The sequence below is a fragment of the Micromonospora radicis genome, assembly GCF_003583405.1.
GTDB lineage: Bacteria > Actinomycetota > Actinomycetes > Mycobacteriales > Micromonosporaceae > Micromonospora > Micromonospora radicis.
This window is the reverse complement of record NZ_QXEC01000039.1, coordinates 1-18,435: the sequence shown is the minus strand read 5'-3', so window position 1 is coordinate 18,435 and position 18,435 is coordinate 1. Positions and strand designations below refer to the sequence as shown.

Here is an 18,435-nt window from a genome sequence, read left to right as displayed (position 1 = left end):
TGCGTGCTGCTCTGCATCGACATCGGGAACACCAACACGGTTCTGGCCACCTTCGACGGCGACCAGTTGGTGCACTCCTGGCGGATCAAGACCGACGCCCGTTCGACCGCCGACGAACTGGGCCTGATGTTCCGGGGCCTGCTCGCCGGAGACGCCGTCGAGATCACCGGTGTCGCGGCCTGCTCGACGGTGCCGGCCGCGCTGCGCTCGCTGCGGACCATGCTGACCCGCTACTACGGGGAACTGCCGAGCGTCATCGTGGAGCCGGGGGTACGCACCGGTGTGCAGTTGGCCATCGACAACCCGAAGGAGGTCGGCTCCGACCGGGTGGTGAACACGCTGGCCGCGTACACCCTCTACGGCGGGCCGTCGATCGTGGTCGACTTCGGTACCACCACCAACTTCGACGTGATCAGTGGTCGGGGCGAGTTCCTCGGCGGCGCCTTCGCGCCGGGTATCGAGATCTCCTTCGACGCCCTGGCCGCCCGCGCCGCTCAGCTGCGCAAGGTCGAGGCGACCAAACCCCGTTCGGTGATCGGCAAGAACACCGTGGAGTGCCTCCAGGCCGGGCTCTACTTCGGCTTCGCCGGCCAGGTGGACCGGATCGTCGAGCGGATGGCCGCCGAACTCGGTGAGCTGAAGGCGGTGATCGCCACCGGCGGGCTGGCTCCGCTGGTGCTCAACGAGTGCCGGACCATCACCCACCACGAGCCGATGATCACGCTGATCGGGTTGCGGATGGTGTACGAGCGCAACGTCTGAGGGATCGTCGCGGCTCAGCCGCCCGGCCGCAGTACCCGGGCGATCTCCGGGTGGGCGGCCGGGGTCGAACCAGTGGTACGCCCAGCGCAGCACGGCCGGTGGACAGTGCGGCCGAACCGGTCGTAGTCGCCGGCAGCCGTGCCGACGGAGAGCCGCGCAGTGGGCTCGGTCATGACCGGCAGGTTATCGAGTAACGGCCGGCTGGGCCCTTGAGTACGCTCGGGGCTTGACCCCGCCCGAATTCTCCCTCTGAGGAAGCGTGCCGTGACCCAGCAGAGTCCCGTACCAGTCGACCCCGCCGACGACCTTCCCGAGCAGATGAAGGTCCGCCGGGAGAAGCGGGAGCGGATGCTCGCCGAGGGCGTCGAGCCGTACCCGGTCGGTTTCTCCCGTACCGACACCCTGGCCGAGGTGCGGAAGCGCTACGCCGACCTGCCGACCGACACCGCGACCGGCGACCGGGTGTCGGTGACCGGCCGGGTGATCTTCGTACGGAACACCGGCAAGCTCTGCTTCGCCACCCTGCGCGACGGCGACGGCACCGAGTTGCAGGCCATGCTGTCGTTGGACCGGGTCGGCGCGGAGCGGCTGGAGGACTGGAAGCGCCTGATCGACCTCGGTGACCTCGTCGGGGTGACCGGCGAGGTGATCACCAGCCGGCGGGGTGAGCTGTCGGTGCTGGCCGAGCAGTGGGTGGTCACCGCCAAGGCGCTGCGTCCGCTGCCGGTGGCGCACAAGCCGCTCAGCGAGGAGGCCCGGGTCCGGCAGCGGTACGTCGACCTGATCGTCCGGCCGCAGGCCCGCCAGATGGTCCGCACCCGGGCCACCGCCGTACGCAGCCTGCGGGATTCGCTGCACGGTCGGGGTTTCGTCGAGGTGGAAACCCCGATGCTGCAGCTGCTGCACGGTGGCGCCGCGGCCCGGCCTTTCGTGACCCACAGCAATGCGCTCGACACCGATCTGTATCTACGAATCGCGCCGGAACTGTTTCTCAAGCGTGCGGTCGTCGGCGGCGTGGAGCAGGTCTTCGAGATCAACCGCAACTTCCGTAATGAGGGTGTCGACTCTTCGCACTCGCCCGAGTTCGCGATGCTCGAGGCGTACCAGGCGTACGGCGACTACAACACGATGGCCGAGCTGACCCGCAATCTCGTGCAGCAGGCGGCGCTGGCGGTCAGTGGCTCGACGGTGGTGACGCACGCCGACGGCCGGGAGTTCGACCTGGGCGGTGAGTGGCGTTCGGTGACCCTGTTCGGAGTGCTTTCCGAAGCGCTCGGCGAGGAGGTCACCGTCCGGACCGAGCGGGCCCGCCTGGTCGAGTACGCGGACAAGGTCGGCCTGGCCGTGGACCCGAAGTGGGGGCCGGGCAAGCTGGCCGAGGAACTGTTCGAGGAACTGGTCGTACCCGGTCTGGTCGCACCCACCTTCGTGCGTGACTACCCGGAGGAGACCAGTCCGCTCACCCGGGGCCACCGCAGTGCGCCGGGGCTGGCCGAGAAGTGGGACCTCTACGTGCTCGGGTTCGAACTCGGCACCGCCTATTCGGAGCTGGTCGACCCGGTGGTGCAGCGGGAGCGGCTGGTCGCGCAGGCGCAGTTGGCCGCGCGCGGCGACGACGAGGCGATGCGGCTGGACGAGGACTTTCTCCGGGCGATGGAGTACGGAATGCCGCCGGCGGGCGGGATGGGAATGGGAATCGACCGTCTGCTGATGGCGCTGACCGGCCTCGGAATTCGGGAAACCATCCTCTTCCCGTTGGTTCGCCCGGAGTAGTCGGTACGAAACTCAGCGGCTCGATACCGCATCCTATTGACGCGCCAAGCGGCTTACAGGTTATTCTGCTCTTGCAGTTGGCACCAACAGCCCTGCTCGAAAGGAATGTGGGACGTGGCCAAGCAGATCATTCACAAGCTGGTCGATGACCTGGACGGCGGGGACGCGGACGAGACCGTCAAGTTCGCGCTCGACGGCGTTCAGTACGAGATCGACCTGTCGAGTTCGAACGCCGAGAAATTGCGCGATGCATTCGCGACGTACATCGCCCACGGCAGCAAGGTGGGTCGCGGCGGTGTGGTCGTCGGTGGGCGGGCCGCCCGCGGTCGGGGTGGCGCCACCGCTGATCGTGAGCAGAACAAGGCCATCCGCGCCTGGGCACGCAGTGCCGGCAAGGACATCTCCGACCGGGGCCGGATCCCGCAGGAGATCGTCGACGAGTTCCACGCCAAGGCTGGTCACTGAGAGCTTCAGCGGTCATCGGCCGACGCCGGCCCGGAGGACATCTCCGGGCCGGCGTCGTCGTCCGCGGGACTAATCCGACCGGGGTGGGCGTTGTCCACAGCCGGTGGACGCCTTGTCCACAGCCTGTGGACGGCGTCAGGGGACGCCGTTCCGGCCCCCGGAGCCCCTCCGTGCGGCGGTTCCGGTGGCCTGCGGTCGCCGGCCGAATTTCGCTCTGCGCGTACAGAGTCCCCGCCCGGAACACCCGCTGAGCGTGGATGGTTGTGCAAAACGACGCGTACCGGGCCTACGGCACAGACACACGAGGTCAGCCGAGTCGGTTCGCGGCGATAGAGTAATGAGGTGCGGACGCCCGTCCCGGGCGCTCGCGCATCCGGCCCCGCCGAGAGTCTTGACCACCAAGATCGAGTGCGCACGGCACGTGAGGAGCACGAGGGCATGTTCGAGCGGTTCACCGACCGAGCGCGACGGGTTGTCGTCCTGGCCCAGGAAGAGGCCCGGATGCTCAACCACAACTACATCGGTACGGAACACATCCTGTTGGGCCTGATCCACGAGGGTGAGGGCGTCGCGGCCAAGGCCCTGGAGAGCCTCGGGATCTCCCTTGAGGGCGTCCGCCAGCAGGTGGAGGAGATCATCGGCCAGGGCCAGCAGGCACCGAGCGGGCACATCCCGTTCACGCCGCGGGCCAAGAAGGTGCTGGAGCTGTCGCTGCGTGAGGCGCTGCAGCTCGGCCACAACTACATCGGCACGGAGCACATCCTGCTCGGGCTGATCCGTGAGGGCGAGGGCGTCGCCGCCCAGGTGCTGGTGAAGCTCGGCGCCGACCTGAACCGGGTCCGCCAGCAGGTGATCCAGTTGCTCTCCGGCTACCAGGGCAAGGAGCCGGCCGCGGCGGGCACCGCTCCGGGTGAGGCCGCGCCGTCGACCAGCCTGGTGCTGGACCAGTTCGGCCGGAACCTGACCCAGGCCGCGCGCGAGGGCAAGCTCGACCCGGTGATCGGGCGCGAGAAGGAGATCGAGCGGGTGATGCAGGTGCTCTCCCGCCGGACGAAGAACAACCCGGTCCTGATCGGTGAGCCCGGCGTCGGCAAGACCGCCGTGGTGGAGGGGCTGTCTCAGAAGATCATCAAGGGCGAGGTGCCCGAGACGCTGAAGGACAAGCAGCTCTACACCCTCGACCTGGGCGCCCTGGTGGCCGGTTCCCGGTACCGCGGTGACTTCGAGGAGCGCCTGAAGAAGGTGCTCAAGGAGATCCGCACCCGCGGCGACATCATCCTGTTCATCGACGAGATCCACACGCTGGTGGGTGCGGGTGCGGCCGAGGGTGCGATAGACGCGGCGAGCATCCTGAAGCCGATGCTGGCCCGTGGTGAGCTGCAGACCATCGGCGCGACCACGCTCGACGAGTACCGCAAGCACCTGGAGAAGGACGCCGCGCTGGAGCGCCGCTTCCAGCCCATCCAGGTCGGCGAGCCGTCGCTGGCGCACACCATCGAGATCCTCAAGGGCCTGCGGGACCGGTACGAGGCGCACCACCGCGTCTCGATCACCGACGCAGCGCTCGTGGCTGCCGCAACTCTGGCCGACCGGTACATCTCCGACCGGTTCCTGCCAGACAAGGCGATCGACCTCATCGACGAGGCCGGTGCCCGGATGCGGATCCGCCGGATGACCGCGCCGCCAGACCTGCGTGACTTCGACGAGCGCATCGCCCAGGTGCGCCGCGACAAGGAGTCCGCCATCGACGCGCAGGACTTCGAGCGCGCCGCGCAGCTGCGGGACAAGGAGAAGCAGCTGCTGGGTCAGAAGGCGCAGCGGGAGAAGGAGTGGAAGGCCGGTGACCTGGACGTCGTCAGCGAGGTCGACGACGAGCAGATCGCCGAGGTGCTGGGCAACTGGACGGGCATCCCGGTCTACAAGCTGACCGAGGAGGAGACCTCGCGCCTGCTGCGCATGGAGGACGAGCTACACAAGCGCGTCATCGGCCAGGAGGACGCGGTCAAGGCGGTCTCGAAGGCGATCCGGCGTACCCGGGCCGGCCTGAAGGACCCGAAGCGCCCCTCCGGCTCGTTCATCTTCGCCGGCCCGTCCGGTGTGGGTAAGACCGAGCTGTCCAAGGCGCTCGCCGAGTTCCTGTTCGGCAGCGAGGACGCCCTCATCCAGCTGGACATGTCCGAGTTCCACGACCGGTACACCGTCTCCCGGCTGGTCGGTGCCCCGCCCGGCTACGTCGGCTACGACGAGGGCGGGCAGCTGACCGAGAAGGTGCGGCGTCGGCCGTTCAGCGTGGTCCTCTTCGACGAGATCGAGAAGGCCCACCCGGACGTGTTCAACACGCTCCTGCAGATCCTGGAGGACGGCCGGCTCACCGACGGCCAGGGCCGGATCGTGGACTTCAAGAACACGGTCATCATCCTGACCACCAACCTCGGTACCCGGGACGTGGCCAAGGCGGTCTCGCTGGGCTTCCAGGCGTCGGAGGACTCCGACTCGAACTACGACCGGATGAAGCAGAAGGTCAACGACGAGCTCAAGCAGCACTTCCGGCCCGAGTTCCTGAACCGGATCGACGACACCATCGTCTTCCACCAGCTGCGTCAGCAGGAGATCCTGTCGATCGTCGACATCATGATCGCCCGCATCGAGACCCAGCTGCGCAACAAGGACATGGGTCTGGAGTTGACCGACAACGCCAAGAAGTACCTGGCGACCAAGGGCTTCGACCCGGTGCTGGGCGCCCGGCCACTGCGTCGGACGATCCAGCGCGACATCGAGGACAACCTCTCCGAGCGGATCCTGTTCAACGAGCTGACCCCGGGTCAGATCGTGCTGGTGGACTGCGAGGGCGACCCGAACAACGTCGACAAGTCCAAGCTCGTCTTCCACGGCTCCGAGCGGCCCGTCGAGGTGCCGGACGCGGTCCCGGCCGACCTGGGCGGCAGCACCGCCGCGGCAGGCGCGGACGAGTAACCCGCTGGACGAACGATCGGCGGCCCGGTGGCGAACGCCACCGGGCCGCCGCCGTCTGTCCCGCCTCCCCTGAGCGGCATCGGTGGGAGCGCATTCGGACCCGGACCCCTTCACCGGTCACCGGGCGCGTTCGCCCCGGACCGGCGTGGACGTGACGGCCGAGCGACGGTGGCGGAATGCGGTGTCCCGGTCCGCCGTTGCAGTACCGAACCGGCGCCGATCCCCCCGAGTTGGAAGGCGATGATCCATGCCTACTCTGAGCTACGAGCAGCGCGCCAACCCGCTGGGTACGGCCGAGCCTGGGCAGGGCGGTGGCCAGCGGCAGCTGAACTTCCGCTACCAGGCCCAGCCGAACTACTACTACTGCGGCCCGGCGGCGGTACGCAACGCGTTGACCGTTATCGGCAGGGATGTTCCGCAGGACGACCTGGCCCGGGAGATGGGTACCACCGAGCGGGGCACCGATTCGGCGTACCTGATCACCGAGGCGCTCAACAGGCGGGCCGGCACGGGCGTCTACCGCACCGTGGAGATTCCGGGTGACGCCGCCGACGCCGCCCAGACCGACCGGCTGCGGGCCGACATCGTCCGCACCCTGGACGCCGGGCGGAGTGTGGTGGCCAACGTGGCCGGCACCGCCGTCGACCTCGACGGGATGGGGCACACCTTCGAGAACGGCCACTACGTCGCGGTGACCGGCTACCGCGACGGCGGTGCCGCGGCGAAGGTCGCCGACTCGGCCGACCCCGCGCGGGCCGAGTACTGGATCGGCATCGACGCGCTGGCCGGCTGGGTGGCCAGCCGGGGCTACTCCGCCTGATCCACCCGGCCGGACTCCGCCCGATCCGGGGCCGATGGACGCCGCCCGGTCCGGCGGGCCGGCTCAGCCGGGTACGGGAGCCGGTGGGCCGTCGCCGATCAGGCGGTAGGCCGCTTCGCCGACCGGCTCGACCAACCCGTCCGTGATCAGGCCGCGCAGGGCCCGGCCGCGTTGCACCTCGTCGGTCCAGACCTGGTCGAGGCGCTGGTGCGGCACCGGACCGGTCGCCTCCCGGAGCACTCCGAGCAGCAGACCGCGGACCTGGCGGTCGGTGCCCGCGTACCGCTGGGGACGGCGGGTCGGGCCGGGCGGGGCGACCTGCCCGGAGGCCCGCCAGGCGCAGCTCGTCTCGACCGGGCAGGCGGTGCAGCGTGGCGCCCGCGCAGTGCAGATCACCGCGCCCAGTTCCATGATCGCGGCGCTGGCCAGGGCCGCGGCGGCCGGCTCGGCGGGCAGCAGCTCCTCGGTGGCGACCAGGTCGGCGGGGCGGGTCGCCGGGCCGGCGTCGGGCTCGCCGGCCACCGCGCGGCAGACCACTCGCCGTACGTTTGTGTCGACCACCGGGTGCCGTTGGCCGTACGCGAAGGCGGCGACCGCCCGCGCGGTGTAGGTACCGATGCCGGGCAGGGCGAGCAACTGGTCCAGTTGGTCCGGCACCGCACCCGCGTGTCGCTCCACGATGGCCGTCGCGCACTCGTGCAGCCGTACCGCCCGGCGTGGATAGCCGAGCCGGCCCCACATCCGGATCGCCTCGGCCGGACTCTCCGTGGCCAGGGCGGCCGGCGTCGGCCAGCGTTGCAGCCACGCCTGCCAGGCGGGCAGCACCCGGACCACCGGGGTCTGCTGGAGCATGACCTCGCTGACCAGGATCGCCCATGGGGTCACGTCCGGCTCACGCCACGGTAGGTCCCGGGCGTTCTGCTCGTACCACCGGCTCACTCGTCCGGCGAAGGTGGGTTCGCTCATCGCGTCGCCGATGATGTCACGCCCGAGGGTTCCCGCCGAGTGGACACCTTCGGGCGGGCCGTCGCCGCAGGCGGGTGGCGATCGGGGAGAATGCCGGGATGAACCAGCTCGCGATCACCGTCATCGGCCGGGACCGGCCCGGCATCGTGGCCGACGTCGCCGAGGTGCTCGCCCGGCTCGGAGCCAACCTCACCGACAGCACGATGACCCGCCTGCGGGGACACTTCGCGATGACCCTGGTCTGCGTCGGCCCGGCCGCCGCCGAGGTCGAGGCCGCGCTGGCCCCCCTCGCCGCCGACGGTCAGCTGCTGGCGACGGTACGCGCGGTGACGCCCGACGGCGAGATCGCCCCGGCCGGTGAGCCGTACGTGATGGCGGTGCACGGCGCGGACCGGATGGGGATCGTGGCCGCGATGACCCGGGTGCTGGCGGACGCCGGTGGCAACGTCACCGACCTGAGTACCCGGCTGGCCGGATCGCTCTACGTGGTCGTCGCCGAGGTCGACCTGCCGCCCGGGGCGGCCGACACCCTTGCCGGTCGGCTGGCCGACGCCGCCGCCGGGCTGGGCGTGGAGGTCACGCTCCGTCCCGCCGAGCCGGATCTGTTGTGACCGGGCTGGCGGGCGGGTCGGAGCTTGACCCGCGGAGCGAGACGTACGCCGGCCTCGGTGACTGGACCCCCGAGCTGCTGGGCGCCGGTCGGGTTGTGCCGGTGGTCTCCGCCCCGCATCCGGTGCTCAGTCGCTCCGGTGCGGAGGTCGACCCGACCGCCGAGGAGACGGTACGGCTGGCCGCCGACCTGATCGCCACGATGCGGGTGTCGCCGGGCTGTGTCGGCCTGGCCGCGCCGCAGGTGGGGGTCGGCGCGCGGGTGTTCGCGGTCGACGTCACGGGGCACGCCAAGGCGGTCACCGTGCACGGCACGTTCGCGCTCTGCAACGCCCGGGTGGTCGAGGCGACCCGGTGGAAGGCGGGCCGGGAGGGGTGCATGTCGGTGCCGGACCTGACCGGTGACGTCAAGCGCGCCAGCCGGCTGGTGGTGGAGGCGACGTTGCCCGGTAGCGGCGAGTTGGTACGCCTGGTGACGGACGGTTTCGAGGCGCGTGCCCTACAGCATGAGATCGACCACTGTGCGGGTCTGCTCTTCCTCGACCGGGTGGCCGGCGCGCACGCCATCTACCAGCGCAAGGTCTATCTCTGAGCTGGCCGCGCCGACGGCACGGGTGAGTGTCCGCCGCCGTCGACTGTCGAGAATGGAGGGTCGGTCCTGATGGCTCGTACGTGCCCCGGCGCGTCGCTACCGTCCGTCGTACCCGCCGCCGCTACGGTGGGGGCATCATGCGTCTGACGGTCGGCCCCCTGCCTCCCGCCGTGTACTGGCGGCGTCGCGCCGTCGTGTTCGGTGCGGTCCTGCTCTTCCTGGTTGTGCTGCTCTACTCGTGCAACGGGCAGCGCGGCGGCAACGACGCGACCGGCAACGGTCAGCCCGATCCGGGCGTCTCCGGCACGCCGGACCCCACCGGCTCGGTGCTGACCCCGCAGACCGGGTCACCACCCCCCTCGGGGGACGCCGGTACCGGCCCGACGGAGCCATCGGCGACCCCGAGGACAGAGCCGAGCCTCACCAACGACCCGCCCGCCGTCGCGCCGGTGGCCGACGCGGGAACCTGCACCGACCAGGAACTCTCGGTGACCGCCGTGGCGCTGCCCGCGCAGGTGGTCCGGGGCGCCGCCGTCGACCTGCACCTGAAGGTCCGCAACCGGGCCGATCGCACCTGCAGCCGGGACGTCGGCGCGACCGCCCAGGAGATCTACATCAAGTCCGGCGCCGAGGTGGTCTGGTCCTCGGACGCCTGCGGCACCGCCGCCGGCTCGGACGTGCAGTCCTTCACCTCGGGCTTCGAGCGCTCGTACCAGGTCGGCTGGAACGGCAAGGACAGCAGCCGGTGCGCCAACGGGCTGGCGGACGGGCCGACCCCACCGGCCGGGACGTACGAGGTCTTCGCCCGGGTGGGCACCAAGCTGAGCCAGCCGGCGAAGCTCGTCCTCACCGGCTGACCGGCGCAGCATCGGGCCGCCGCCCAGGCGGGACCATCGGGGCGGGGGTCGGTGGGTCAGACGTAGCGTTCGAGGATGGACGCCTCGGCGAGCCGGGACAGCCCCTCCCGTACGCCACGGGCCCGGGCGTCGCCGACGCCCTCGACGGTCTGCAGATCCTCCACGGTGGCACCGAGCAGCCGCTGGAGGCTGCCGAAGTGCAGCACCAGCCGATCCACCACGGCCGCCGGCAGCCGGGGCACCTTGGCCAGCAGCCGGAAGCCGCGCGGACTGACGGCCGCGTCCAGCGCGTCGGAGGCGGCCGGGTAGCCGATCGCCTTGGCGACCGAGACCAGGTCGATCAGCTCGGTGGCGCTGAGCAGATCCAGCTCGACCAGGGCCTCGTCGAGGGTGCGGGACTTCCGGCCGGTGGGCAGGTAGTCCCGGATGACCAGGGTGCGGTCCGCGTCCACGCCGGCCATCAGCTCGTCGAGCTGGAGCGCGAGCAGCCGCCCGTCGGTGCCGAGTTCCACCACGTAGCCGGCGATCTCGTCGGCGATCCGGCGGACCATCTCGAGCCGCTGCACCACGGCCACCGCGTCACGTACGGTGACCAGATCCTCTATCTCCAGCGCGGAGAGGGTGCCGGAGACCTCGTCCAGCCGGAGCTTGTACCGCTCCAGGGTGGCCAGCGCCTGGTTGGCCCGGGACAGGATCGCCGCCGAGTCGTCCAGCACGTGCCGCTGGCCGTTCACGTAGAGGCTGATGATCCGCATCGACTGGCTGACCGAGATCACCGGGTATCCGGTCTGCCGGGCGACCCGCTCGGCGGTGCGGTGCCGGGTGCCCGACTCCTCGGTCGGGATCGTCGGGTCGGGCATCAGGTGCACCGCGGCCCGGACGATCCGGGTGCCGTCGCTGGAGAGCACCACCGCGCCGTCCATCTTGCACAGTTCGCGGACCCGGGTCGCGGAGAACTCGACGTCCAGCGGGAAGCCGCCGGTGCACAGGCCCTCGACCACCTTGTCGTAGCCGAGGACGATCAGCGCACCGGTGCGGCCGCGCAGGATGCGCTCCAGGCCGTCGCGCAGCGCGGTTCCCGGCGCCATCAGGGCCAGGTTGGCGCGCAGCGGATCGCCGGTGCTGCCGCCCCCGGTCACGCTGATGCTGATCGGACGGGCGGGCGAGCCCACGGCACCGGTGCGGGCGTGGGGTGTCGCGCCGGCAGGCTTGGTGGTGTCGCGGTCGACTGGCACGGGCACAGTCTACGGACTGCCCTGCGGTGGGTGCTCCTGTGGTTACTGTGATGTGTCACGATCCCACCACTCGAACCGATCCGGGCGGGATGACCCGAGACGTGGCTTTCATTCCGCCGACGCCCGGGCCGCGACCTGCAACGCCGAACGGACGTCGGCGACCTCGATCACCCGAATCTGCTCCGGGCCGGCACCGGTGCTCGCCGGTCCGCAGCCGGGCGGCACCAGCGCCAGCCGGAAGCCGAGCCGAGCCGCCTCGGACAGCCGGCGGGGCACCGCCCCCACCCGGCGCACCTCGCCGGTCAGCCCGACCTCGCCGATCGCCACCAGGTGCGGCGCGATTGCCAGGTTGAGACCGCCGGATGCGACGGCGAGCGCGACCGCCAGGTCCGCCGCCGGCTCGACCACCCGGATGCCGCCGACGGTGGCGGCGAAGACCTCCCGGTCGTGCAGGGTGAGCCGTTCGGTACGGCGTTGCAGCACCGCCAGCACCATGGCCAGTCGGGCCGAGTCGAGGCCGGAGACGGTACGCCGGGGCGAACCGGCCACGGTGGCACCGATCAGCGCCTGCACCTCGGTCACCAGGGCCCGGCGCCCCTCCATCGCCACCGTCACGCAGGTGCCCGGCACCGGCTCGGCGTAGCGCGTGAGGAACAGCCCGGACGGGTCGGCGAGGCTGGTGATGCCGCCCTCGTGCATCTCGAAGCAGCCCACCTCGTCGGCGGCGCCGAACCGGTTCTTCACCCCGCGTACCATCCGCAGCGACGAGTGCTTGTCGCCCTCGAAGTGCAGCACCACGTCGACCAGGTGCTCCAGCACCCGGGGGCCGGCCACCTGGCCGTCCTTGGTGACGTGGCCGACGAGCACGGTGGCGATGCCGCGTTCCTTGGCGACCGCCACCACGGCGGCGGTGACCGCCCGGACCTGGGTCACCCCGCCCGGTACCCCCTCGGTGCCGGTGGTGGAGATGGTCTGCACCGAGTCGAGCACCAGCAGGCCGGGTTTGACCGCGTCGAGGTGACCCAGCACCGCCGCGAGGTCGCTCTCGGCGGCCAGGTAGAGCTGGTCGTGCAGGGTGCCCATGCGTTCGGCGCGCAGCCGCACCTGGCTGACCGACTCTTCACCGCTGACCACCAGCGACGGGCTGCCGGCACCGGCGGCCCACTGCTGGGCGACGTCGAGCAGCAGGGTGGACTTGCCGACGCCCGGCTCACCGGCGAGCAGCACCACCGCCCCCGGCACCAGGCCACCGCCGAGCACCCGGTCGAGTTCGCTGACGCCGGTGGGCCGGGCGCGGGCCGGTGCGGCGCTGATGGTGGCGATCGGCCGGGCCGGCTCGGCGGGCACCCGGGAGCTGACCACCCGGCCGGAGACGGTGGGGCCGGTGACGGTGCACTCGACCACCGAACCCCACTCGCCGCACTCGGGGCAGCGCCCCACCCACTTCGGCGGCTGATGGCCGCAGGCGTCGCACTCGTACGCGGGCCGGGGCTCACGGCCGGCGGTCCTGCCGCGCCCACCGGCGGCGCCCCGGGCCGGAGTCGATCGGGAGATGCTCACCCGAGCGACGCTAACCCCCGGGTACGACGACGGCGCCGCCGGCATGGGGTCACCACGCCGGCGGCGCCGGAATCCTGTCGTTCGGGCTCAGTGACCGCCCTCGTCCTCGAACCCGGTGTGCCGCTCGACGATCGGCGACGGGGCCGGCGCCGGGGTGAGCGGCACCGCGACCGGCGCCGGGCTGGTGATCTGGTCGCCCCCGCCGAAGTCGAAGTTCAGGGTGATGTTCTCGCCCGCGAGCACGGCCGCGTTCAGCCCGACCAACTGGAGCACCCGGTCACCCTCGGTGTTCAGCTGCACGTAGCTCAGCGGCGGGATCTCGATCCGGGCCGGCTGGCTCTCCGGCGACTCGGTCGGGCTCGGCGACGGCGACCCGTCCGGGGAGGGGGAGCCCTCCGGTGACGGGGAGCCGGTCGGCGAGGGGGAGCCGGTGGGCGACGGGCTGGTCGCCGCGCGGACCGTGGTGAGCACCACCTCGCGGGCGTCCGGCGAGGTGACCGTCACGGTGACCGGCTGCTCGGAGTCGTTGTAGAAGAGCGCGTTCAGCACGGCGTCGTCGCCGGCCCGGTAGCCCTCGACCCCCGGGTACGCGACCAGGACGCTGCGCACGCCGTACTTGCCGTCGCCGGCCTGGAGGTTGACGCCCTGGATCGACGGGACCTTGTTGGCCGTCTCGGAGATCTGGCCGGCGCCGCACCCGGACAGCAGCAGGGCCGCTGCCGCCGCGATCCCGGGTAGCAGTACGGCAGCCCGCCGGGAACCCCTGATCGAGCGCGTCACGTCGGTCCTCCTCGTCACGATCACACCCGGCTACGCCGCCGGACCCGCTGGCCATGCCCGCGCAGACCGCGTTCCAGGGTAGTTGGAGCTGATCGTGGGCCGCACGGCGACCCGGTGCTGCCACCTGCCAGGGTGAGGTTCACACCAGCCGACCGCTGGTGACCAGCAGTACGACGTCGATCAGCGCCACCAGCATCACCGCCCGGAAGGCGGCCACCGGGCGGGCGCCGGCCCGCGGCGAGGTGCGGCTGGCGTACCAGAACCCCGCCGGGATCACCACGGCGGCCGCGATCGCCGCGAGACCCACGCCCGACGGTGGGCCGGGCGGCCCCAGCACCAGCGCGCCGGTCGCCGCGACGAGCAGCCCGACGGCGGCGTACCGGCTGCCCGCCGGGCCGATCCGGTGCGGCAGTCCGCGTACCCCCGTACGGGCGTCGTCGGCGAAGTCCGGCAGCACGTTGGCGAAGTGCGCCCCGGCGCCGAGGAGGGCGGCGGCGCCGATCAGCCAGGCCGGTGGTGCCGGTGCGCCGGGCAGCGCCAGCACCACGAAGCCGGGGAGCGCGCCGAAGGAGATCGCGTACGGCACCACCGAGACCGGGGTCGACTTCAGCGGCCAGTCGTAGAGCAGGGCCGAGAGCAGGCCGATCGTGGCCCAGAGCGCCGCCGTCGGGGTCGTGGTCGACGCCAGCGCCACGGTGGCGACGGCGGCCAGGGCCGCGGCCACCGCGACCGTGCGCCGACTCACCACGCCGGCGGCGACCGGTTTGTCGGTACGCCCCACCGCGGCGTCCCGGTCGGCGTCGAGCAGGTCGTTGGTCCAGCCGACGGCGAACTGGCTGGCCGCCACGGTGAGCGCCACCGTGGCGATCCCACCCGGTGGATGCCCGATCCCGGCCGCGAGCAGACCGGCCACTGTGGTGACCGCCGCGGTCGGTTCCGGATGGCTCGCTCTGACCAGCCCTAACACCGTCGACGACATAACGGAAGTCTGGTCGTTACCGGGTAGTCGTGTCACGCTCGGTGCCATGCCCGATGCCGGCCTGAGCCTGCCCCGCAACGATCCGCGCCAGTACGACGAGCTGGCCGGTGAGTGGTGGCGGCCGGACGGCGTGTTCGCCATGCTGCACTGGCTGGCCGAGGCCCGGGCGGCCCTGGTGCCCCCGGCGGAGCGCCCCGGTGCGCTCCTGGTCGACCTTGGCTGCGGTGCCGGGCTGCTCGCCCCGCACCTGGCCGGCAAGGGCTATCGACACGTGGGGGTGGACCTGACCCGGTCCGCGCTGGCCCAGGCCGTCCAGCACGGGGTGGCGGCGGTCAACGGCGACGCCACCGCGGTGCCGCTCGCCGACGGCTGTGCCGACGTGGTCGCCGCAGGTGAGCTGCTGGAACACGTCCCGGACTGGCGTGCCGCGGTGGCCGAGGCGTGCCGGCTGCTGCAGCCCGGCGGGCTGCTGGTACTGGACACCCTCAACGACACGGCGGTGAGCCGGCTGGTCGCGGTGCGGATCGCCGAGCGGCTGCCGACGGTACCCCGCGGCATCCACGATCCACGGTTGTTCGTGGACGACCGGGAGTTGGTGGCCGAGTGCGCCCGGCACGGCGTCGACCTGCGCATCCGGGGCGTGCGTCCGGGCGTACCCGGACTGCTGCGGTGGCTGCTGCGGCGGGCCCGTGGCGCCGGTACGCCCGCTGGTCAGACCCCGCGCATCGTGCCGTCCCGGTCGGCGGCCGTGCTGTACCAGGGGCGCGGAGTACGCGGCGGATAGCCGACCCCGCTGGGGGGTATGGGAACGTGCGACGAGGGGGGTTCCATGAGCGAGCGGAGTGCGCTGGACGAGGCCCGGCGCCTGGCGCCCCGACTGGCGGCTCGGGCCGCCGAGCACGACCGGGACGGCTCGTTCCCGGTGGACGACTTCGCCGACCTGCGCGAGGCCGGGCTGTTCGGGCTGATGGTCCCCGGTGCGCTGGGCGGTGCCGGTGCGACGTTCGCCGGGTACGCGGCGGTCGCCACCGAACTTGCCCGGGGCAACGGGGCGACCGCGCTGGTGTTCAACATGCACGCCTCGGTCACCGGCGCGCTCGGCGCGGTCACCGAGGAACTGGCCGAGGCGCTCGGCGTACCGCAGGAGGCGCTGGCGGCCCGCGACCGGTTGCTGCGGGCGGCGGCCGACGGCGCGTGGTACGCCGTGGCGATGAGTGAACGCGGTGCCGGCGCCCGGCTGTCGCAGCTCAGCACGGTGTACGAGCCGGTTGAGGGCGGCTGGCGGATCAAGGGCAGCAAGACCTTCTGCTCCGGTGCCGGGCACGCCGACGGGTACCTGGTGGCGGCCCGCAGCGCGGCCGATCCGGCGGTGGTCTCGCAGTTCCTGATCCCGGCCGGTGACGGCGTCACCGTCGAGCCGACCTGGGACTCGCTCGGCATGCGGGCGACCGCCTCGCACGACCTGCATCTGGACGTCACCGTACCGGCCGATCGGCTGCTCGGTGGCGTGGAGGGGCTGGCGCTGGTGGTCGCCCAGCTCATGCCGCACTGGCTGGTGGCCAGCTACGCCGCCGTCTACGTCGGGGTGGCCCGGGCCGCGGTCGAGGCGGCGGCGGAGCACCTGAACGGGCGCAACCTCGGCGGCCTCCCCGCGGTCCGCGCCCGCCTCGGCCGGGCCGACGCCGCCGTGGCGGCGGCCCAGTTGACGGTCGCCGAGGCGGCCCGTCGGGTCGACGAGGCGCCGGGTGACGCGGAGACCAACCGCTGGGTGTGGCGAGCCAAGTTGCTGGCCGGCACCACCGCCGCCGACGTGGCCGCGTCCATGCTGGAGGCGGCGGGCACCTCCGCCACCCGTCGGGGACACCCGTTGGAGCGGCTCTACCGGGACGCCCGGTGCGGATCGCTGCACCCGGCCACCTCTGACGTCTGCGCGGACTGGCTGGGGGTGGCCGCGCTCGGCGGTGACCCGGACCGCGACGGATCGACTCCTCGTTGGTGAGGGTGGGTGGGCCCGAGCAGCAGAAGGAAGGTGGGACCGTGTCCGTACCGGTGATCGCGGGTCTGGGCACGGCTTCGCCGCCGTCGGCCGACCAGCACGAACTCTGGGACAAGTTCTTCTCCCGGCACTTCTCCGGCACCACCCGGGCGCTCGCCGAGCGGATCTTCGAGAACTCGGGCGTGAGCCGGCGGCAGGCGGCGGTCAACCCGTTGATCGAGGACGTCTCCGACTGGCCCACCGAGCGGCGGATGCGGCGCTACCAGGTCGAGGCGTTGCCGCTGGGCAAGGAGGCGGTCGGCCGGGCGCTGACCGCGGCCGGTCTGTCCGCCGGCGACATCGGGTTGTTCGTCGTCTGTTCCTGCACCGGGTACGCCACGCCGGGCCTGGACATCCTGCTCGCTCGGGATCTTGGCATGGCCCCGGCGACCCAGCGGATGTTCGTCGGTCACATGGGCTGTTACGCGGCCCTGCCCGGGCTCGGCGCGGTGAGTGACTTCGTCACCGCGCGCGGCCGGCCGGCGCTGCTGCTCTGCGCCGAGCTGACCAGCCTGCACCTACAGCCGTCGTCGGCCCGGGTCGACACCCAGCAGATCGTCTCGCACGCGCTCTTCTCGGACGCGGCGGTCGCCGCGGTGGTGGTGCCCGGTGGCCGCGGGTACGCGGTCCGGGCCGTCACCGCGGTCACGGACACCTCCACCGCCGACCACATGACCTGGGACGTGACCGACACCGGTTTCCGGATGGGACTGTCGCCGAAGGTGCCGCAGGTGCTCGCGGCACACGTCCGGGGCCTGGTCGACGAGCTGCTCGCCAGTCATGGCACCAGCCGGTCGGAGGTGGACGGGTGGGCGGTACATCCGGGCGGCCCGCGCATCCTCAACGTGGTCGAGCGGGAGTTGGGTCTGCACCCGTCCGCGTTGGACACCTCGCGGGAGGTGCTGGACGAGCACGGCAACTGCTCGTCGCCGACGGTGCTGCTGATCCTCGACCGGTTGTTCCGGGCCGGTCCGCCCCCGCGTCGGGTGGTGATGCTCGCCTTCGGTCCCGGCCTCACCCTCTACGCGGCGCTGTTGGAACGTCACGCCTGACTGGTCGAGGCGACTACGCTGCGGGTATGGACATCGATCCCGGTCACCGGCTGCGGGGTGCTCTGCTGGTCGGCGTCGGCGTCGGCGCGCTGGCCCTCGGTGGTTGGTGGTGGCAGACCGAGGCGCCGACACCGCTGCCGGCGGGAGCGCAGGTCGCGGCGGCACCCGACGGGGGCACCCACTGGCCGGGGGATCCGGTCACCGGCAACCTGTTCCGCCAGGACCCGGGGGCGGCTTCCACCCTCGTGCTGGACGCCGCCACCGGCGGGGTGCTCGTGGATCCGCGTACCGGGGCGGTGCTGCCGTCCGTCGGCGAGAGCGTGGGCGGCGCCTCGGCCGCCGATCGCCAGGGGGTGGCCCGGCCGGGCAACCGCGGCACCGTGGTCTGGAGCGATGAGGCCACCCTGAGCGATGGCATGGGGGTCGTCCGGCTGGCCCGGATCGGTCCGGCCGAGCCGCATCTGTTGAGGTTCAGCTGCACCGGTCCCGGCGAGTTGTTGATCACGGTCACCGGCGCCCGGGCGGCCGACCCGCTGACGGCGGGCTGCGACGGCGCGGTGGTCACGACGGAGATCATCGGTACGGGTGCCCCGGTGCAGGTGACGTTCACGACGGCCGGCGCCGCGCCGCTCAAGCTCGTCGCCCGCCTGATCGCCCTGCCCTGACCGACCCCGCCGGCCAGTCGTGGCCGAACACAAGATCACGCTCGATCCGGGATCGAGCGTGATCTTGCGAAACCCGCACCATCGGCCGCCCGATTCATCCGATTCGGATGCGGCGGGGGGGGGGGGGTGCGGGGGGGGGGGGGGGGGGGGGGGGGGGGGGGGGGGGGGGGGGGGGGGGGGGGGGGGGGGGGGGGGGGGGGGGGGGGGGGGGGGGGGGGGGGGGGGGGGGGGGGGGGGGGGGGGGGGGGCGGGGGGGGGGGGGGGGGGGGGGGGGGGGGGGGGGGGGGGGGGGGGGGGGGGGGGGGGGGGGGG

General features: G+C 72.3%; 18 protein-coding genes. 12 read left to right on the top strand and 6 right to left on the bottom strand.

Features of this window, described 5'->3' with window-relative positions:
- Positions 1–3: 3 nt before the first annotated feature.
- Positions 4–762, top strand: coding sequence for a type III pantothenate kinase (locus tag D2L64_RS25370; RefSeq protein ID WP_119579719.1), 759 nt, complete (start codon positions 4–6; stop codon positions 760–762).
- A 14-nt stretch (positions 763–776) separates the two neighbouring features.
- Here D2L64_RS25370 and D2L64_RS27410 read toward each other — a convergent pair whose 3' ends face one another.
- The gene (locus D2L64_RS27410; protein WP_158603549.1) at positions 777–935 is read right to left on the bottom strand and encodes a hypothetical protein; all 159 of its coding nucleotides are present in this window, start codon (positions 933–935) and stop codon (positions 777–779) included.
- A 91-nt stretch (positions 936–1,026) separates the two neighbouring features.
- On the opposite strand from D2L64_RS27410, the gene lysS reads away from it, so the two are divergent.
- The 4 genes from lysS (at position 1,027) to D2L64_RS25350 (ending at position 6,793) form a co-directional block, all read left to right on the top strand.
- A complete protein-coding gene (gene lysS / locus D2L64_RS25365) occupies positions 1,027–2,535 on the top strand; it encodes a lysine--tRNA ligase (RefSeq protein WP_119579718.1) in 1,509 nt (502 codons plus the stop codon).
- A 114-nt stretch (positions 2,536–2,649) separates the two neighbouring features.
- Positions 2,650–3,000: a histone-like nucleoid-structuring protein Lsr2 gene (locus tag D2L64_RS25360; protein WP_199714770.1), complete on the top strand. Its 351-nt coding sequence runs from the start codon at positions 2,650–2,652 to the stop codon at positions 2,998–3,000.
- Positions 3,001–3,438: 438 nt separating this feature from the next.
- The gene (locus D2L64_RS25355) at positions 3,439–5,973 is read left to right on the top strand and encodes an ATP-dependent Clp protease ATP-binding subunit (RefSeq protein WP_119579716.1); all 2,535 of its coding nucleotides are present in this window, start codon (positions 3,439–3,441) and stop codon (positions 5,971–5,973) included.
- Between the two features lie 247 nt (positions 5,974–6,220).
- On the top strand, positions 6,221–6,793 hold the full coding sequence (locus tag D2L64_RS25350) for a C39 family peptidase (RefSeq protein WP_119579715.1): 573 nt from the start codon (positions 6,221–6,223) through the stop codon (positions 6,791–6,793).
- A 63-nt stretch (positions 6,794–6,856) separates the two neighbouring features.
- Here D2L64_RS25350 and D2L64_RS25345 read toward each other — a convergent pair whose 3' ends face one another.
- The gene (locus tag D2L64_RS25345) at positions 6,857–7,759 is read right to left on the bottom strand and encodes an HhH-GPD family protein (RefSeq protein ID WP_119579714.1); all 903 of its coding nucleotides are present in this window, start codon (positions 7,757–7,759) and stop codon (positions 6,857–6,859) included.
- 98 nt (positions 7,760–7,857) lie between these two features.
- Between D2L64_RS25345 and D2L64_RS25340 the strand changes: the two genes are divergently transcribed.
- The 3 genes from D2L64_RS25340 (at position 7,858) to D2L64_RS25330 (ending at position 9,817) form a co-directional block, all read left to right on the top strand.
- Positions 7,858–8,370 (top strand): glycine cleavage system protein R, encoded by a 513-nt coding sequence (locus D2L64_RS25340; RefSeq protein WP_119579735.1) that lies wholly within the window; start codon positions 7,858–7,860, stop codon positions 8,368–8,370.
- Positions 8,367–8,960: a peptide deformylase gene (locus D2L64_RS25335; RefSeq protein WP_199714768.1), complete on the top strand. Its 594-nt coding sequence runs from the start codon at positions 8,367–8,369 to the stop codon at positions 8,958–8,960. The genes D2L64_RS25340 and D2L64_RS25335 overlap by 4 nt, the downstream gene beginning before the upstream one ends.
- Before the next feature lie 137 nt (positions 8,961–9,097).
- Positions 9,098–9,817 (top strand): hypothetical protein, encoded by a 720-nt coding sequence (locus tag D2L64_RS25330; protein ID WP_119579713.1) that lies wholly within the window; start codon positions 9,098–9,100, stop codon positions 9,815–9,817.
- A gap of 56 nt (positions 9,818–9,873) precedes the next feature.
- Here D2L64_RS25330 and disA read toward each other — a convergent pair whose 3' ends face one another.
- From disA to D2L64_RS25310, 4 genes are all read right to left on the bottom strand, one after another.
- Positions 9,874–11,052, bottom strand: a complete 1,179-nt coding sequence (gene disA, locus D2L64_RS25325; RefSeq protein WP_119579712.1) for a DNA integrity scanning diadenylate cyclase DisA — start codon at positions 11,050–11,052, stop codon at positions 9,874–9,876.
- Positions 11,053–11,160: 108 nt separating this feature from the next.
- Positions 11,161–12,612, bottom strand: coding sequence for a DNA repair protein RadA (gene radA, locus D2L64_RS25320; protein WP_119579711.1), 1,452 nt, complete (start codon positions 12,610–12,612; stop codon positions 11,161–11,163).
- An 87-nt stretch (positions 12,613–12,699) separates the two neighbouring features.
- Positions 12,700–13,392 (bottom strand): hypothetical protein, encoded by a 693-nt coding sequence (locus D2L64_RS25315; RefSeq protein WP_119579710.1) that lies wholly within the window; start codon positions 13,390–13,392, stop codon positions 12,700–12,702.
- A 139-nt stretch (positions 13,393–13,531) separates the two neighbouring features.
- Positions 13,532–14,419 carry a UbiA family prenyltransferase gene (locus tag D2L64_RS25310; RefSeq protein WP_407663189.1) on the bottom strand — a complete coding sequence of 296 codons (888 nt, stop codon included), beginning with the start codon at positions 14,417–14,419 and terminating at the stop codon, positions 13,532–13,534.
- On the opposite strand from D2L64_RS25310, the gene D2L64_RS25305 reads away from it, so the two are divergent.
- The 4 genes from D2L64_RS25305 to D2L64_RS25290 are packed head-to-tail and all read left to right on the top strand — an operon-like array spanning position 14,418 to position 18,123.
- Positions 14,418–15,155 carry a methyltransferase domain-containing protein gene (locus tag D2L64_RS25305; RefSeq protein WP_119579708.1) on the top strand — a complete coding sequence of 246 codons (738 nt, stop codon included), beginning with the start codon at positions 14,418–14,420 and terminating at the stop codon, positions 15,153–15,155. The genes D2L64_RS25310 and D2L64_RS25305 overlap by 2 nt on opposite strands.
- A gap of 45 nt (positions 15,156–15,200) precedes the next feature.
- Complete coding sequence (locus D2L64_RS25300; protein ID WP_119579707.1) at positions 15,201–16,370, top strand: acyl-CoA dehydrogenase family protein; 1,170 nt, start codon at positions 15,201–15,203, stop codon at positions 16,368–16,370.
- 38 nt (positions 16,371–16,408) lie between these two features.
- Positions 16,409–17,458 (top strand): type III polyketide synthase, encoded by a 1,050-nt coding sequence (locus tag D2L64_RS25295; protein WP_119579733.1) that lies wholly within the window; start codon positions 16,409–16,411, stop codon positions 17,456–17,458.
- Between the two features lie 26 nt (positions 17,459–17,484).
- Positions 17,485–18,123 carry a hypothetical protein gene (locus D2L64_RS25290; RefSeq protein ID WP_119579706.1) on the top strand — a complete coding sequence of 213 codons (639 nt, stop codon included), beginning with the start codon at positions 17,485–17,487 and terminating at the stop codon, positions 18,121–18,123.
- Positions 18,124–18,435 lie beyond the last annotated feature (312 nt).

Bases quoted from the DNA above. Each gene is read 5' to 3' on its own strand.
- D2L64_RS25345 (WP_119579714.1), bottom strand. From the start codon at position 7,759: ATGAGCGAACCCACCTTCGCCGGACGAGTGAGCCGGTGGTACGAGCAG.
- D2L64_RS25355 (WP_119579716.1), top strand. From the start codon at position 3,439: ATGTTCGAGCGGTTCACCGACCGAGCGCGACGGGTTGTCGTCCTGGCC.
- D2L64_RS25300 (WP_119579707.1), top strand. From the start codon at position 15,201: ATGAGCGAGCGGAGTGCGCTGGACGAGGCCCGGCGCCTGGCGCCCCGA.
- D2L64_RS25305 (WP_119579708.1), top strand. From the start codon at position 14,418: ATGCCCGATGCCGGCCTGAGCCTGCCCCGCAACGATCCGCGCCAGTAC.
- D2L64_RS25340 (WP_119579735.1), top strand. From the start codon at position 7,858: ATGAACCAGCTCGCGATCACCGTCATCGGCCGGGACCGGCCCGGCATC.
- D2L64_RS27410 (WP_158603549.1), bottom strand. From the start codon at position 935: ATGACCGAGCCCACTGCGCGGCTCTCCGTCGGCACGGCTGCCGGCGAC.
- D2L64_RS25290 (WP_119579706.1), top strand. From the start codon at position 17,485: ATGGACATCGATCCCGGTCACCGGCTGCGGGGTGCTCTGCTGGTCGGC.
- D2L64_RS25310 (WP_407663189.1), bottom strand. From the start codon at position 14,419: ATGGCACCGAGCGTGACACGACTACCCGGTAACGACCAGACTTCCGTT.
- D2L64_RS25330 (WP_119579713.1), top strand. From the start codon at position 9,098: ATGCGTCTGACGGTCGGCCCCCTGCCTCCCGCCGTGTACTGGCGGCGT.
- D2L64_RS25350 (WP_119579715.1), top strand. From the start codon at position 6,221: ATGCCTACTCTGAGCTACGAGCAGCGCGCCAACCCGCTGGGTACGGCC.